Source organism: Candidatus Sulfidibacterium hydrothermale (genome assembly GCF_020149915.1).
GTDB classification, from domain to species: Bacteria; Bacteroidota; Bacteroidia; order Bacteroidales; family F082; genus Sulfidibacterium; species Sulfidibacterium hydrothermale.
In genome coordinates this window covers 2,680,416-2,695,933 of record NZ_CP083760.1, presented here as the reverse complement: position 1 = coordinate 2,695,933, position 15,518 = coordinate 2,680,416, and the positions used below count along the sequence as shown (strand labels likewise).

At 41.6% G+C, this 15,518-nt stretch carries 15 protein-coding genes and 1 tRNA gene; 6 read left to right on the top strand and 10 right to left on the bottom strand.

Features of this window, described 5'->3' with window-relative positions:
* Positions 1–138 precede the first annotated feature (138 nt).
* The 5 genes from LA303_RS11035 to LA303_RS11015 all read right to left on the bottom strand — a co-directional run bounded on the left by LA303_RS11035 (position 139) and on the right by LA303_RS11015 (position 3,038).
* Positions 139–1,020 carry a hypothetical protein gene (locus LA303_RS11035; RefSeq protein ID WP_240525451.1) on the bottom strand — a complete coding sequence of 294 codons (882 nt, stop codon included), beginning with the start codon at positions 1,018–1,020 and terminating at the stop codon, positions 139–141.
* Positions 1,013–1,744 carry an RNA-directed DNA polymerase gene (locus tag LA303_RS11030; protein ID WP_394371586.1) on the bottom strand — a complete coding sequence of 244 codons (732 nt, stop codon included), beginning with the start codon at positions 1,742–1,744 and terminating at the stop codon, positions 1,013–1,015. The genes LA303_RS11035 and LA303_RS11030 overlap by 8 nt, the downstream gene beginning before the upstream one ends.
* Positions 1,714–2,250, bottom strand: a complete 537-nt coding sequence (locus LA303_RS11025) for a hypothetical protein (protein ID WP_240525450.1) — start codon at positions 2,248–2,250, stop codon at positions 1,714–1,716. Before LA303_RS11025 ends, LA303_RS11030 begins: the two co-directional genes overlap by 31 nt.
* Positions 2,251–2,359: 109 nt before the next feature.
* A complete protein-coding gene (locus LA303_RS11020; RefSeq protein ID WP_240525449.1) occupies positions 2,360–2,722 on the bottom strand; it encodes a hypothetical protein in 363 nt (120 codons plus the stop codon).
* Positions 2,715–3,038, bottom strand: coding sequence for a hypothetical protein (locus tag LA303_RS11015; protein WP_240525448.1), 324 nt, complete (start codon positions 3,036–3,038; stop codon positions 2,715–2,717). The genes LA303_RS11020 and LA303_RS11015 overlap by 8 nt, the downstream gene beginning before the upstream one ends.
* Positions 3,039–3,456: 418 nt before the next feature.
* On the opposite strand from LA303_RS11015, the gene LA303_RS11010 reads away from it, so the two are divergent.
* The 6 genes from LA303_RS11010 to LA303_RS10985 all read left to right on the top strand — a co-directional run bounded on the left by LA303_RS11010 (position 3,457) and on the right by LA303_RS10985 (position 10,337).
* Positions 3,457–3,529 (top strand) — tRNA-Gly (locus tag LA303_RS11010).
* A gap of 163 nt (positions 3,530–3,692) precedes the next feature.
* A complete protein-coding gene (locus LA303_RS11005) occupies positions 3,693–4,268 on the top strand; it encodes a D-sedoheptulose-7-phosphate isomerase (RefSeq protein ID WP_240525447.1) in 576 nt (191 codons plus the stop codon).
* Between the two features lie 3 nt (positions 4,269–4,271).
* On the top strand, positions 4,272–4,832 hold the full coding sequence (locus tag LA303_RS11000; RefSeq protein WP_240525446.1) for a D-glycero-alpha-D-manno-heptose-1,7-bisphosphate 7-phosphatase: 561 nt from the start codon (positions 4,272–4,274) through the stop codon (positions 4,830–4,832).
* A gap of 10 nt (positions 4,833–4,842) precedes the next feature.
* Complete coding sequence (locus tag LA303_RS10995) at positions 4,843–6,315, top strand: sodium:solute symporter (protein WP_240525445.1); 1,473 nt, start codon at positions 4,843–4,845, stop codon at positions 6,313–6,315.
* Positions 6,302–8,488, top strand: a complete 2,187-nt coding sequence (locus tag LA303_RS10990; protein ID WP_240525444.1) for a glutamine synthetase III family protein — start codon at positions 6,302–6,304, stop codon at positions 8,486–8,488. The genes LA303_RS10995 and LA303_RS10990 overlap by 14 nt, the downstream gene beginning before the upstream one ends.
* A 679-nt stretch (positions 8,489–9,167) precedes the next feature.
* Positions 9,168–10,337: a DUF4831 family protein gene (locus tag LA303_RS10985; protein ID WP_240525443.1), complete on the top strand. Its 1,170-nt coding sequence runs from the start codon at positions 9,168–9,170 to the stop codon at positions 10,335–10,337.
* A gap of 83 nt (positions 10,338–10,420) precedes the next feature.
* On the opposite strand, the gene LA303_RS10980 is transcribed toward LA303_RS10985, so the two are convergent.
* The 5 genes from LA303_RS10980 to LA303_RS10960 all read right to left on the bottom strand — a co-directional run bounded on the left by LA303_RS10980 (position 10,421) and on the right by LA303_RS10960 (position 15,414).
* Entirely contained in the window at positions 10,421–11,446 is a 1,026-nt protein-coding gene (locus tag LA303_RS10980; protein ID WP_240525442.1) for a proline racemase family protein, read from the bottom strand.
* Between the two features lie 12 nt (positions 11,447–11,458).
* A complete protein-coding gene (locus tag LA303_RS10975) occupies positions 11,459–12,418 on the bottom strand; it encodes an ornithine cyclodeaminase family protein (protein ID WP_240525441.1) in 960 nt (319 codons plus the stop codon).
* A 27-nt stretch (positions 12,419–12,445) separates the two neighbouring features.
* A complete protein-coding gene (locus tag LA303_RS10970; protein WP_240525440.1) occupies positions 12,446–13,363 on the bottom strand; it encodes a homoserine kinase in 918 nt (305 codons plus the stop codon).
* Positions 13,364–13,369: 6 nt separating this feature from the next.
* Complete coding sequence (gene citF / locus LA303_RS10965; protein WP_240525439.1) at positions 13,370–14,935, bottom strand: citrate lyase subunit alpha; 1,566 nt, start codon at positions 14,933–14,935, stop codon at positions 13,370–13,372.
* 110 nt (positions 14,936–15,045) lie between these two features.
* A complete protein-coding gene (locus tag LA303_RS10960; protein WP_240525438.1) occupies positions 15,046–15,414 on the bottom strand; it encodes a four helix bundle protein in 369 nt (122 codons plus the stop codon).
* Positions 15,415–15,518 lie beyond the last annotated feature (104 nt).

Sequence of the window (15,518 nt, the reverse complement as noted above, 5' to 3'; positions counted from 1 at the left end):
AAGCTTGCTGACGTGATATGCTACGTGGCGCAATTTATTGTTTGATTTTTCTGTTTATCAACATGTTTAACCGAAGTTTAATCAATTTATTTACAATAATTTGCGCCATGAGGTATAACCGGTGTTGTGGTGTCGTTATTAATAATTCCTATATTTACATATTTCATCCAATGTTTCAATTTCTTTTTTATGTAATTCATTCAATTCATTTTGAGTTATTTTAATTCTAATCTTACCATATTTATCATATGGATGAGCTTCTGATTTTTGGTTTCTTTTAGTATTTATTTCTGCCCAATAACGATTAGCTTTTGGAAATATATCTTGAATTATATTTGCATCTAAATTAACACCATATTCTTTGGAATTCTGTTTAATGTTTAATCTACTGCATATTTTATTAAAACAAAGATTGTTGAAGTTGTTCAGGTTCAAAACGGCGATTGAAGGTTGAGTTTTTCTAAAACTTTCATAAGCATAAAATGCTTCAACAAGTTCAGAATATTCATCATCTTTATCCCATATGTTTCTATTAAAAAAAGTATCAGGATTTGAAATTCCATACTCTTTTTTTAGAGTTTTAAGGATAAAATCATCGATTTTTCCACCTAAAATTGCTCTTACATATGAATTGTAATTTGAATTATCTTTTAATCTAAAAAATAAATTTAAATTTCTAAACGAAAGATAAAGTCCTTGTAATGCTGTTAAATCATAATCTGCTCTAAGAAGTTTTTCCGTAAAAAGCGTTTTAAAAGTATCATCTTTTGATAGAATAAACTTGTAATCATTAATTTTTCTTAAAATAAACGGATTTTCGTTATTTCTAATAAAAAGTAGTTCAAAAAGTTCTGTTTTTTCATTCTTATAGAGCCAATCAACCATATAATAACGAACTAACCAATCTCTATTTTTATTTGTAATATATTTTTCAAAAACTTTCTCATTAAATGGTAATTCAGGAAAATATTTTAAAATTAAAGCATTCAAATGATGAAATAAAATGTCATCGTCATTCAAAAACCTTATTTAAAAACTCTTTAACAGAAACTTCTATTTCTCCGTTGTTTTCTACATAAAACTTAGATAAATAAAATAATATCCCTTCAAAGTGAGTTAATATTTTGTCATAATTATTTATTATTAGTTCTTTTATTTCATCATCTTTATTTAGCTTGAATAATGAGAAACTAATAATTGTTTTATCTAAATATTCTTCTTTTCGTTTACTATCATCTTTTTCAAAGCAATCTACAAATCGTTTTTTTAATTGTCTATGAGTTTTTGCCTTTAATTTCTTTTCTCCTTTTTTATATTCTTTTGTAATTTTAGAAAATTTATTATTCTGAATTTTAAGTTCTTTGTCTATATTGGTGATTTCTTTAAAAAATATTTTTGCTCCTTGTGGAATTAATCCAAGATCTCTTGACAATAAATCCAATGCTGCAACTGCTTTTTGAGAAGTCTTAGCATCTTTGCTGAAAATTCTAATATCATCAACATATCTTAAATATTTAATATCAAGGCTTTTCTTATTTGTTATTTCATCATCTAAGTATGATAAATACAAATCGGCTAAAAAAGGGGAAGCAAGAGGGCCTTGTGGAATACCGTGTTTAGCTTTAAAAGTATGATGATTAAAATCAATTGTCCATTTTTCTAAACATTCAGTTAAAATGTTTAACACATCTTTTTCAATATTGTATTTATTCTCTAATATTTGTGATAAAATATTATGGTCGATTGTATCAAAAAACGATGCAATATCAAATTCGGATAAAAATTTATAACCTTCTGAATAATATTTTTTGGATTTTTCTGCAAAGTTTTTCCAGTTTTTTTCCAAGATTTAAAGAAGAACTTTCTACTTTTTTTATCGGTTGTTGAAGTATTTATAATATTGCCAAAAATTGTAATGCCATATTTGGTAGAAATTTTATCATAAGCAATATCCGCAATAATATTAGTTAATGCTTGAAAAACTAATAAGTCTTTAAATGTTAAAATTGATAACGGACGAACAAGATTATTTTTTTTGGGAATAAATATTTTGTGTGCTTTTTCAGGGGTGTATGTTTTATTTTTTATCTGTTCTATTAAAGTTTTAATGTTTTGAGATAGAAAATTTTCAAATATTTTTAATTCAGGATAATACAATGACTTATATAAATTTCTTTGAGCTGTTTTAAGCCTAAAAAAAGCAAGTTCAAAATTTTCATAAGTCAAAAATTTTTCAAATTGATTATCCATACTATCTTCTTTTCTTTAATGCACCACAACGTGCAGGGCTATGCTGCGTGCCGCATTTTATTGTTTAATTTTTCTATTTACCAATATGTTTTATTAACACATAATCCGTTTATTTACAATTATTTGCGGTATGAAGCATAGGTGATGTTGTGTGCTGGCTTTTTATTTCTTTCTCAATTACATATACTAGAAAAAGTACTATTCCAATTGGCCTATAAAATATTGTTAATAAAACGGAATATTTCCCTTCAATTCCTAATCTGTTTTTATCCGAATTAATAATGAATGCAGTAATGATATTCAATAAATACGGAAAAAATAATTTGCCGGTAAACAAGTAACTTTTTGTTTCAATAGCTATGGAATTTCCCAATTTTTGTCCAACAAGGTATTCTACAATATACTCCAGAACATAAAAAATACTCAACAATAACGCATATTTCCCTATTGTTCTAATTGCTGTGTTATTCATTATCCGTGGTTTTCAATATTAAATATTTTTCAATTATCAAGAAACAAACTCCAAATACCGGCATAAGAAATCCCGTCAAAGAAATTATCAGTTTGTTTTTTACATATTTTATTGAGTCGAAAAGAATAAAAGTCCCAACAATTATATTTGTTGAGTAACTCAGAATTTCAAATGTAATTTTATTAAATTTTAATGGGTCTGTAATATTAAAGAAATCAACAAAGTAAAATCCTGAATGTATAACAAGGATTCGTAAAATTCCTATTCCAAATCCAATCAATAAATATTTTATCGCTAATTTTTCTATATGCTTCATTTTATTCTCTTTCTTTGAGCTTGCACACAACTCCATATATCCCCATAAAGAATATACTTATCTCCCAAAACATTTCCGGATAACAGCATTTTCCCGGCATGAGTATCTGCCAGGGAAACTGTAAAGAAGTTTCGGCGGGAAATCAAACAATATAGTGGGTGGTTTGTGCCCAAGGGCTTTTAATTTTTAGGTTGCAGTAAAATTAGAAAAAATAGTAAAAGAGGAAACCCCAGAGAATAAATTCTCTCAAAAGGCCACAAATCAAATGCCGCTGTGCTTTTCGGATGTTTTTATGCATGTGGGCATGCAATTTAGGGTGTGTTGTTTAACGGGTTGACAGGCTTCCGGTCTTCTGCGGTTAGCAAAGTTGTTTTTTCTCTTGCTTTTTGGTAAAACTTTGTAAATTTGCGCCTGCAATGCGGCAGTAGCTCAGTTGGTAGAGCATCAGCTTCCCAAGCTGAGGGTCGTGGGTTCGAGTCCCATTTGCCGCTCTGGCAGTTATCTTTCCGGGTAGCTGCCTTTTTCTTTTCTGTCTGCTGCGTTAAATTTTCTTCTTCTCTGTTATTTTTTGTTCATTTTTATGAAAAAGCCGCCTTCCGGAGTCTGGCACAGGCATCTTTTTCCTATACTTGCATATTGAAAAAACCCACAGCTATGGATTTTATTATCAAAGCATTTCAGGAAAGTATCCGGGTAAAAAAAGCTTTTTTTGATGATCCGGAGCGGATGGAGCTGATCAAGACAGCGGCCGAGTATTGTATTGAATCGCTGGAGCAAGGCGGAAAAATCCTTTTTTGCGGTAACGGCGGCAGTGCTTCGGATGCCCAGCATCTTGCGGCCGAGCTGTCGGGGCGTTTTCAATACGACCGCAAACCGTTGTATGCGGAAGCCCTGCATGTAAATACCTCCTTTCTGACCGCCGTAGCCAATGATTATGGTTATGAAGAGGTTTATCGCCGTATGGTGGAAGCGGCCGGTCGCCGTATCGATGTGCTGATTGCACTAAGTACTTCCGGAAACTCTCCGAATGTGGTAAATGCCGTGCGGCAGGCAAAGGAACAGCACATGATCACCATCGGTTTTACCGGAGAAAACGGGGGGAAACTGGCCGAGCTGTGTGAACTGTGTATTCGTGTTCCTTCGGAAAATACGGCACGTATTCAGGAAATGCACATCCTGATCGGTCATGCCATTTGTGAAAAGATTGAACGTACCCTGTTTCCGCAATAACGCATGGCTTTTCCTGAAAATATTGACCAAAGCTGGAGCCTTTTTCTGGACCGTGACGGGGTGATCAACCAAAGAATTCCGGGGGGCTATGCGCTTCGTCCGGATGATTTTGTGTTTTTGCCCGGTGTGCCGGAGAGTATTGCCCTTTTGGGTAGTCTGTTTGGGAAAGTGGTAGTGGTAACCAACCAGCAGGGCATCGGAAAAGGTTTGATGACCGAGGAACAACTGCAGGCGGTTCATGATAAGATGATGGACGGTATTCGTCAGGCCGGCGGCCGGATTGATGCCGTTTTTTTCTGTCCGGATCTGTCGTCAAAGCCGGATAATTGCCGGAAACCTTCTCCTTTTCTTGCCCTGGAAGCCCAAAAACGGTTCCCGGAAATTGATTTTGCCAAGAGCATAATGGTGGGCGACACTGAAAGTGATATGCGTTTTGGCCGAAATGCCGGAATGTTTACGGCTTTGATAGGCGATGAGCCGGTGCCTCCTCAATGGGTCGATGGGCATTTTGCGGATTTGCCGGCCTTTGCAAAACATATTCAAAAAATAATACAATCTTCTTAAAATTATAGTTATGAGTCCGTTGGCCATACTGATTACTTTTTCGCTGTACACGTTGTTTATCTTTATTATTTCGTGGTGGACATCGCGTAAAGCCGATAACGAGAGCTATTTTATCGGAAACCGGAAATCGCCCTGGTTTGTTGTGGCTTACGGTATGATCGGCGCTTCTTTGTCGGGGGTGACCTTTATTTCCGTGCCGGGATGGGTGGGAACAACCCATTTTACCTATTTTGTGATTGTGCTGGGTTATGTGGCGGGTTATGCGGTGGTGAGTACCATTTTGCTTCCGGTTTATTACAAACTGAACCTGACCTCTATTTACACTTACCTGGGAACCCGGTTTGGAAGGGCTTCGTACAAAACCGGTTCGTCGTTTTTCCTGCTTTCGCGTATTATCGGGGCGTCGTTCCGGATGTTTCTGGTGGTGAGTGTGCTGCAGCTTTTTGTCTTTGATCATTACGGGGTTCCGTTTTGGGTAACGGTTATCTTATTCATGTTTTTGATCCAGCTGTACACGCTGAAAGGCGGAATCAAGACCATTGTCTGGACCGATACGCTGCAAACCACTTTTATGCTGCTTGCCGTGGTGCTGACGGTGGGAATTATTATTCATGCCATGCATACCAGTTTGGGCGAAATGTGGACAAGAGTATGGCATAGCGATTATTCCCAGATTTTTGTTACCGACGTGAAAAGCTCGCAATATTTTGTCAAGCTGTTTATCAGCGGGATGTTTATTACCATTGCCATGACGGGGCTTGACCAGGATATGATGCAAAAAAACCTGAGTTGCCGAAATTTAAAAGATGCCAAAAAAAATATGACCACCCTGAGCCTGATTTTGGTTCCGGTCAATTTTATTTTCTTGTTCCTCGGAGCGGTGCTTTATTTTTATGCTGCCCATTTGCATCTGGATACATCCGGTTTGACCGATCATCTCTTTCCGAAGATCGCGTTAAACTATCTCGGAGTGGCCGGCGGACTGGTTTTTACCATCGGTTTGATTGCCGCAGCGTACTCCAGTGCCGACAGTGCACTGACGGCATTAACCACTACGCTAACGATTGATATACTGGAATTGGACAAGCGCTATGCCGACCGGCAGGAAATTTTAAGGAAAAAAAGAGAGCAATTGCATTTTTTAATGATGTTAATCATTATCTTTGTCATCATCTTGTTTAAGCTGATTAACAACGAAGCCATTATCGCCCAGTTGTTCACTTTTGCAGGATATACTTACGGACCGCTGTTGGGATTATTTAGTTTCGGGCTTTTTACCCGCATTCCGGTAAAAGACAAGTGGGTTCCGTTCGTTGCCGTTCTTTCTCCGTTTATTGGTTACGGTCTGACAAAATTATTACAACTGATTTTCTCAGGATACCAGACGGGGTTTGAAATTTTGTTGATCAATGGACTGATTACATTTATAGGGCTGTTAATCATTAAAAATCCATCAAAAACAAAAACGCATGGCAACATTTAGATTTATTGCGCTGGAAAAAACACTGGGGCGCAAAGTGGAAGCAGTTCACTATCCTTCCAAAGTGTCTGATTATTATGGTTCTATGACCTTTAATCAGTCGGTTATGCACGAGTACCTTACCGAGGAAGCTTACCGTGCCGTAATGAATGCAATCGAAACCGGAGAAAGTATCGACCGGAAAATTACCGATCAGGTGGCTTCGGCTATGAAAGCCTGGGCAATGGAAAAAGGCGCTACCCACTACACGCACTGGTTTCATCCGCTAACCGGCTCTACCGCCGAAAAACACGATGCTTTTATTAATCCGCTTTCTAATGGAAAAGCGCTGGAACATTTTCAGGGAAGCCAGCTGATTCAGCAGGAACCGGACGCTTCCAGTTTCCCGAGTGGCGGGATCCGTTCTACTTTTGAAGCCCGTGGCTATACGGCGTGGGACCCGACTTCCCCGGCTTTTATTTTAGACCATACCCTGTGTATCCCAACGATCTTTGTTTCGTACACCGGCGAGTCGCTGGATTATAAAACCCCGTTGTTGAAATCGATGGCTGCTTTGGATACCGCAGCTACCGAAGTGTGCCGCTATTTTGATAAAAGCATTACCAAAGTTTATCCTACGCTGGGATGGGAACAAGAGTACTTTTTGGTGGATGAAGCGCTGTATGCTGCCCGTCCGGATCTGGTACTGACCGGGAAAACCGTGTTTGGCCATGCTTCTGCCAAAGACCAGCAGCTTTCCGACCATTATTTTGGTACCATTAACGACCGGGCGCTGGCTTTTATGCAGGATCTTGAAATCGAGTCGCATAAGCTGGGAATTCCTTTGAAGACAAGACATAACGAGGTGGCTCCGAGTCAGTTTGAATGTGCTCCCATGTTTGAAGAAGTGAACGTGGCGGTGGATCATAACCAGCTGTTGATGCACATGCTGGAAAAGGTGGCCCGGAAACATCACTTCAGGGTTTTGCTGCACGAGAAACCGTATGCCGGAATTAACGGTTCCGGAAAACACAACAACTGGTCGATGGCTACCAATACCGGAGTGAACCTGTTGGCCCCCGGAAAGACTTCCAAAGATAATTTTCGGTTTATTACCATTCTGGCAAATATTTTAATGGCGGTTCGTGATTACGAGGAGCTTTTACGTGCCAGCGTGGCTTCTGAGGGCAATGATCTTCGGCTGGGAGCCAATGAGGCACCGCCCGCCATCATTTCCGTTTTCCTGGGAAGACAGATTACCAAAACACTGGATGAGATAGAACAACTTCCTGAGTATAAAGAACTGAACGGTCATAACGGGCGGCATGTGATTAAAAATATTCCGAAGATCCCGGAGATCTTACTGGATAATACGGATAGAAACCGTACTTCGCCTTTTGCTTTTACCGGCAATAAATTTGAGTTCCGGGCAGTCGGCTCTTCGGCCAATACTGCCAAGCCCATGTTTGTTTTAAATACCATTGTGGCTGAGCAGATGACTAAATTTAAAGCCGAAGTGGATGCGCTGATGGAAAAAGGAATGTTGAAAGATGCCGCTATTTTTAATGTGGTGAAATCGTACATTCAGGCTTCTAAAGCCATTCGCTTTGAAGGAAACTCATATAGCTCCGAGTGGGTCGAAGAAGCAGCCAAACGCGGATTGTCTAACAACCGGAATACCCCCGATGCTTTGCCGGAATTTATTTCGGAAAAAAGCGTGGCTTTGTTTGAAAAACATAATGTACTGAGCCGGAAAGAGTTGTTGGCGCGGAACGAAATCAAACTGGAAAAATATATCAAGAAAATCCAGATAGAAGCCAGGGTGTTGGGTGATTTGGCCGTTAATCATATTCTGCCCACCGCCATTCAGTATCAAAACCGTTTGATCGAAAATGCAAAAGGGTTAAAAGAAATACTGGATGCAAAATCATTCCAGCAGCTTTCGAAGAATGAAGTGAGTACGATTAAAGAGATTTCGGACCATGTAGCCGGTATTAAAGAGGGCGTTTCCGAAATGGTGGAAGCCCGTAAAAAAGCCAATGCCATTGAAAATACACTGGAAAAGGCAGTCGCTTATCGCGATACGGTATTGTCGCGTTTTGAAGATATCCGGCGTCATGTAGATAAACTGGAGCTGTTGGTGGATGATAACCTGTGGCCTTTGCCGAAATACCGCGAATTATTGTTTATTAAATAATTGGCAGGTTATTTTTCAGGGTTGGCGGTTAATTCCTCTTTTGATGCGCACCATCAGGTTTTGATGAAGAAAAGGCTTGTGTCATAATATCCATTATGGTTTTTCCCTTTTTCCAAAATGGTTTTGCGGAAATCCCAAAAGGGTTGAATGTGATTCACCGCGGGTGAAACCCGTGGGATAAAAATAACGGGAAGCAGAACCCCGAAGGGGTTCAATTATTTGAACCGGGAAAAGCTTTCGTTTAAAAAACTTATTTTCAGGTTTTTGCTGTTGGGTGCGTGCCGTTTTGTTCTTTGTTTTCTTGTTCCTTTCTTGTCCCGCCAAGAAAGGAACCAAAGAAGGCGGCCCGAAACGGATGCTTCTGCCCGCTCTGCTGAAAATCAACATCACCGGCAAAAGAGTCGGTTTATCAACCGAAACGCAAGCGCTTTTACTCGGTGTTGTAAGATTTCCAGCATTCACGCCTGCGCTGGCCCGCCCGTTTCGGGAGCCCTCCCACAATGGATGTTTTTTTGCTATGAACTCAACGGAAACTGGACAATAAAACGAAGATATTATCAGTACATCAAAATAGGAATTAGCCGGGCTGGTTTTTCCAGCCGCACCTTCTACAAAAATTCCCGGATTTTATGCCGGGAATTTTTTTGTAAATTTGTACGATTGCTAAAGCACAAATCTTATGACAGCAAATCATCGCGTAACTTTTTTTATTGCCGGCGTTTTTCTTTTGGGATTTCTTCTCCCGGTAAAGATTCAGGCCCAATACCGTTTTCAGGTAATCAAAGCCAACGGAAAACCGGAAGTAGCTTCTCCGGCTGGCGGAATGTATTATGCATTGCCAAAAACCATTTTTAAAATTCATGTGGTGTTGGAGAAAATGACGGAAATTCCCGGTCCGTTTGCCCAATATACGCCGCAGTATCTGGGAAGTACCCATTATATAAAAACCCGTAAAGTGTATTACCGGCTTTTGTCGGTCAAAGTAACTCCGGTTACCGTGGCGGATCCTCATGAGGTATATTATATCCGTTTTCCCCAGGATCGTTCTTCCAAAGAAAAACGTTCTTTTGGGGTTCAACTCAACCGGCAGGGAATTATTACGGGCTTTGGATTTCAGATTGCTTCGATAGAAAAGCCGGCACCGGCAGCACCGGCACCCGCTTCGAGCCAAACCTATCTGTTTTCCGATCTTCGGCAAGGCTTTGAGATGCAGGCCGGATACAGCCGTGCCCAGAAAATTGATACCATTGTGCATAAAATTACGATTGATACGGTAACGATCAAGCGTTTTTTGTATAAAACCAATTGGGTGAATTTGTCAGAAAAAGACCGGGCCAATGCGGCTGCCAAACAGATAAAAAATATCCGGCAAAGCCGTTTTAATCTGTTAACCGGCTATCAGGAAGTGAATTATGGCGAAGGTATCCGTTATATGGATGCTGAGTTGCAAAAACTGGAAAAGGAGTACCTGGCTTTATTCCTTGGCCGCGAGTACAAGCAAATGGTTGTTCGTACTTTTGTTTTCGACCCGGAAAAACAAACCCTTTCAGAAAAACTTTTTCAGTTTGCCGGTAAAAACGGAAATCAACAAACCCTTTCGGTACGTGCCAAGGTGGTCAATCCGTTGAAAACGGTTGCCGAAGAGAAAACAACCGGTCCTGATGCGCTGTTTTACCGCATTCCGGCCCAGGCTGAACTTTCGGTGGGAACTGCCGGTGCAGCCCCGTTTTATTCCGATACTTTTGTGGTTCCACAGCTTGGCGTAATTTCTACCGTGCCGGTTCGGGAAACCTCTCAGGTGTTGTTTAATCCGCAAACCGGTGCTGTCCTGAAAATGGAGCGGAAATAACTGGAAGTGGGAAGTTAGAAGTTTTTCTTTTGTTCGTTGTTCAGTGATTTATTGGATTGCCGGAGTGCTATGGCTTTTTGGGCTTAGCGGAAAATAAATCCTTTTTTTAACGGGTCTTCCGGATCGAACCAAAACTCGCTTTTTCCGGTAAACCAGGCTGAACCGCTTACTTTGGGAATGACCGCCTGATGGGGCCCGAAAGTGGTGACCTCTGCAATTTCCACTTCCATGGTCGTATCCAGAATACTTTCAATAATAAATCGATCGCCCGGTTTCATTTCTCCTTTGGCGTAATGCAATGCTGCCCGGGCGCTGACACCGGAGCCGGTGGCAGAACGGTCCACCTCACCATCGGCAAAGATGCAGACATTCCGGCTGTGGTGTTCCGGCTTTTTGGCTTCTCCGGTAAAAATGGTTCCGTACAGAAAACTCAAATCTTCTTCATAAGGATGGCGGATGGCAAAATTCTCCATCACCGCTTTTTTAATTTTTCTTCCGGCATCGATGAGCGGGCCATATTCATCGGCGGTCAGCTGTAATCCCAGTGGCTGGGCTTCTACAAAAGCATAAAAAGCACCGCCGTAAGCCACATCGAACGAAACTTTTCCTATTCCCGGAACGTCAACGGTTTGGTCGCGGTAAAGTACGAAGGAAGGAACATTCCAAAAACTGCTTTTCCGGACAATTCCGTCGTGGTCTACCCGGGCTTCGGCAGTCAGTTGTCCCGGAGGCGCGTCGATCTTCATTTTGGCCACGCCGTTCTCTGGCTTGACCATGCCGGTTTCCACCGCAAACTTGGTGAGTGCCAGGGTAGCGTGTCCGCACATGGTGCTATAGCCTTCGTTGTGCATGAAAAAAGTACCGAAAGCACTATCGGGTCGTTCGGGTTTGGTGATAACTGCACCGTACATATCGGCATGTCCGCGGGGTTCAAACATGCATCCGGTACGGATATGGTCAAGATGATCACGAAAGTAGCGGCGTTTTTCCAGTATGGTATGGCCTTTTATTTCCGGCAGTCCTTCCAGAAGAATCCGCAAAGGTTCTCCGCCGGTGTGCATATCAATGGTTCCGATACGCAGGAAATTTTTCGGGGGTTCGTATTTCATGGCTATGCTTTTTCAAAGTTCGATAGGGGTTCCGATATTTTTTTCCACGGCTTTTTCGTACACCATTTGTGCTGCCAGCAAATCAAAAAGCGCCATGCCTGCCGTTTTAAAAAAGGTGGTTTCCGATACATTGATTTGTTTTGTGCCGTTGATCAGCTGTCCAAGCCGTAAAATTTGCGACTCTTTTATCCAGTCGTTTTTTATTGGGATATACACGTCTCCGCTTTCGTTCCGGGTGTGCGGGGTGTCAATGACAAGGTGTTGAAGATGATGGAATAACTTTTCGGGCATTTCGCGCATCGTGGGTTTGTAAGAGCCGATACCAATGAAGTGTTTTCCGGTAATCTCGGCTGTTTCGGGAATAACGGGTTCTTCGGATGTGGTAGCGGTGATAATCACCTGCGTTTTTTTAACCACGTTTTCCGCATTTTTTTCTGCGATGATATTTATTTCCGGTAAATGCTTTTCCAGCTTCCGGATGAAAAGCTCCGGATGGGGAAGATAGGGATCAAAAAAATGAATTTCTTTCAGGTTTCGTACAACGGCGGCAAAAAGTGCCTGATGAAAACCCTGGGTGCCGGCACCGATTAATCCCAGTTTATCGGCTTCTTTCGGTGTGGTGTACAGAATGCCCAAAGCCCCGACAGCCGCTGTCCGGAAAGCGGTGAGCGTTGCAGCATCCATCATGGCCAGCAGCTCTCCGGTTTCTCCGTCATTCAGCAACATGCTCCCTTGTATTACAGCTTTTCCTTTTTGCCGGTTTCCCGGAAAAACAGAAACCAGTTTGGTTCCGAAATATTGTTTCCGGAATGCCGGCATCAGTAGCAAAACATTTTCGTTGTAAGTCACATGCATGCGGTCAGGCATGAAAAAGTCACCTTCTTCCTGCAACAGGAAAGCTTTTTCTATGGCAGACAAAAAATCCAACGGCCCTGCCGCTTTGAGTAAATCGTTTTGGGTAATGATGCGCATAGTATGCAAGATTGATAAGATACAAATTTACAAATAGTCGGCGTATTTTTCAATCTGATCAGCTCTTTCCAACAATTCCCACACTCTTTTTTCCTGTTTTGTATCAGGCCTTTGGAGCAAATGATAACGTAAGTGCCACGAAGCCATGGCCAGGGCTGTGTATCGCAAATAAGGAAAGAGTAATTTTTTTTCTGTCACGGTGAAGGGACGCAGGGATTCGTAAGCTTTTAAAAAATGTTTTAGAAGCCGTAATTGGGGTTGGTTGTCCATAAAACAAAATCCGTTCATGGTCATGGCCACATCAAACAACAGCGAATCGATGCCGTATTCTTCGAAATCAATAATGGCCAAAAGTTGATTATCTGAAAAAAGGGTGTTGTCAGGAAACAGATCGCCATGAATCAGACCGGTGGGTAATTTCTCCTGCAAAAAAGGTTTCGTTTCTTTCCATTGCCGGAGAAAATTGTTGATGACAGATTGTAAAAAAGGATGCCGGTGCGGGAAGCGAGTGGTTAGCTTTTCAACTTCTTTTGCGGCGAGTACATTTTCTTTGAACGGAACAGTGCCGGGCGGAATCGTATGAAGCCGGGCCAGTGTCCGGGCAATCTCTGCTGTGGTTTGTTCATTCAGCTGCGGAATGGTTCCTGCGATAAAAGGAAAGACAGCTACCGGCAACGTCCCGAATACCTGTAAGGTATTTCCGTTTTTGTCCGGAACAGGAAAAGCCGACGGGAAATGATGCGCTTGGAGTACGGCAAGCATCCGGTGTTCTTTCGTTACGTGTTCCACCGGTTGCTGGCGGTAAATCCGGAAGAGAAAAATGCCCTTTTCAGAAGTTACACGATAGTTTTCGTTGGCAAAACCCTGTTGAAGCCGCTGGGTATGGCGAATCTTCCCCAGCGAGTAGCGGGGCCAGGTTTCTGCCATCAGCGTTTCTGCCGTCATGCTTCGTTATTCTGTAATGACTTTTCGTACGGCGTCGAGAACCGTACCATCCACCCATTTGATCACGGCTACAATTTCATCGCTAAGTTTCGGTTTGTCCGGTACGCCGCAAATGGCTTCGGCTTCTTCTTTCAATTGTTCGATGGTTTTTATCGGCAAACCGCTGTTTTTGGCTTTTTCAATGAGATCTTCACGGAGCGGATTAATGGCAATCCCGCGTTCGGTAACAATTACATCAATCATTTCGCCCGGTGCACACAGGGTAGTTACCTCATCGCGAATCACCGGAATGCGGTCGCGGAACAACGGAATGGGCAAAATGGTGGTTTTCCCGAAAAGGGCGTTTTGCCAGCCGCCGATGCCGTGTAAGAGATAACCATCAGAATGTGTAACCACATTGGCATTAAAGTTTATATCCACCTCCGTGGCACCGAGAACCACTACATCTACCATAGATGCAAAATTTCCTTTGCCATGATAATTATAAGAAGTGAAAGGAGAGGTCCAGACATGGTTCGGATTTTCGCGCATGGAACGAACGCCTTCCAGATCGAAAGTTTGTCCGTCCAGAATATATTCTACCAATCCTTCTTCCAGCATTTCTACCGGGTATTTATTACTGCCGGCGCGGATAAAGCGTGCTTTCCAGTTATTTTTACGCAGGATTTCGCCAAAATAGTTCCCGATAGAAAGAGCGGTTCCGCCAGCACCGGCCTGATAGGAAAAACCGTCATAAATCAATCCGGTGGCTTCACAAAACCGGGCGGTCATCTCGGCAATAAGCAACCGGTCAGGACTTTTTGTGATTTTGGTAGTACCGGAAATGATTTTCTCAGGAATACCTACCTGATCAACTTCTACCACATAATCCACATAATTTCCGTGTATTTGCCACGGAATAGCCGGGAAAGGAACCAGATTATCGGTGACGACAATCACTTTATCGGCATATTGCGAATCGGCCAGGGCAAAACCCAGTAATCCGCAGGCTGCCGGACCATTTACTCCGTTTGCATTCCCAAACGGATCGGCGGTAGGTGCAGCAATTACAGCAATGTCAATTTGTACTTCTCCATCCTGAACAGCCTGATAACGACCGCCGTGTGAGCGCAGAATCCCTAATCCGGCCATTTTGCCTTCCGAACAGAATTTTCCCAGCGCCCCGTTCATGCTGCCCTCAATATGATGGATGGTGCCATCTTCGAGATACGGGATCAAATGCTCGTGACAGGGAAAACTGGCCGAAGGAAACCAGCGCAGATTTTTTATTCCCAGTTCGTGGGCAATATCAAAGATCTGGTTGGCAATTAAATCGCCATTGCGAAAATGATGATGCGTAGAAATGGTCATGCCGTCGCGTAAACCGGCTTTGATTAAAGCTTCTTTCAGGTTGGCAACCAATTTATTGCCGTCTTCCGGATAATCGGCACAACTGGCTATGCGAGGAGCATATTTTCGCCCTTTGGGTTTGTATTTTCCCACCCCCTGAAAGGGGATGTGTTTTTCGCCGTTGATGAGGGTAGGAACTTCGCGTCCTGCGGCATTTTTAACTATTTTATCGTATTTTTTCATGGTTTTTGGTTATTCGGTAAATTGGTTATTGGTTTACTGGTCATTGGTCATTCGTTTATTGGTTACTGGTTTGGTTATAAGATGAGCAACTTTAGATATAACGATGTGAATTAGTTTCCGGAAGGACTTTTTCCAATGGATTTGATGTAATTGTTTAACATTTTACCCATGTGATCGATCTCCTCCATAAAATGGCGATAGTCGGTTTCATCAATTAATTTCCGTTGAAATCCTTTTTGTATCCATGTTTTGCTTTCATACAAAGAACCACGGGAATAATATCCAAAATGAACAGTTTCTCTGTAATGATATCTCCCGAAACCTTCGCTTAAATTTGCAGCAACCGAATCAATAGCCCGTACTAACTGTTTTCCTACTGTATCCTTCTGAAATATAGTCCATTGATTAACAATATTCCAAATTTCATCTCCCATTTCCATGGCCAAATTGTAAACATTAAGTTCTTCGAGTTTCATCATTGTAATTTTTTTGGTAAACAATACGTATTTTGTTTTTATTATTCAGTGCTTGCAACCAATGTCAATGTCCAAATGCAGCTAAAATGACTAACTAAATGACCAAT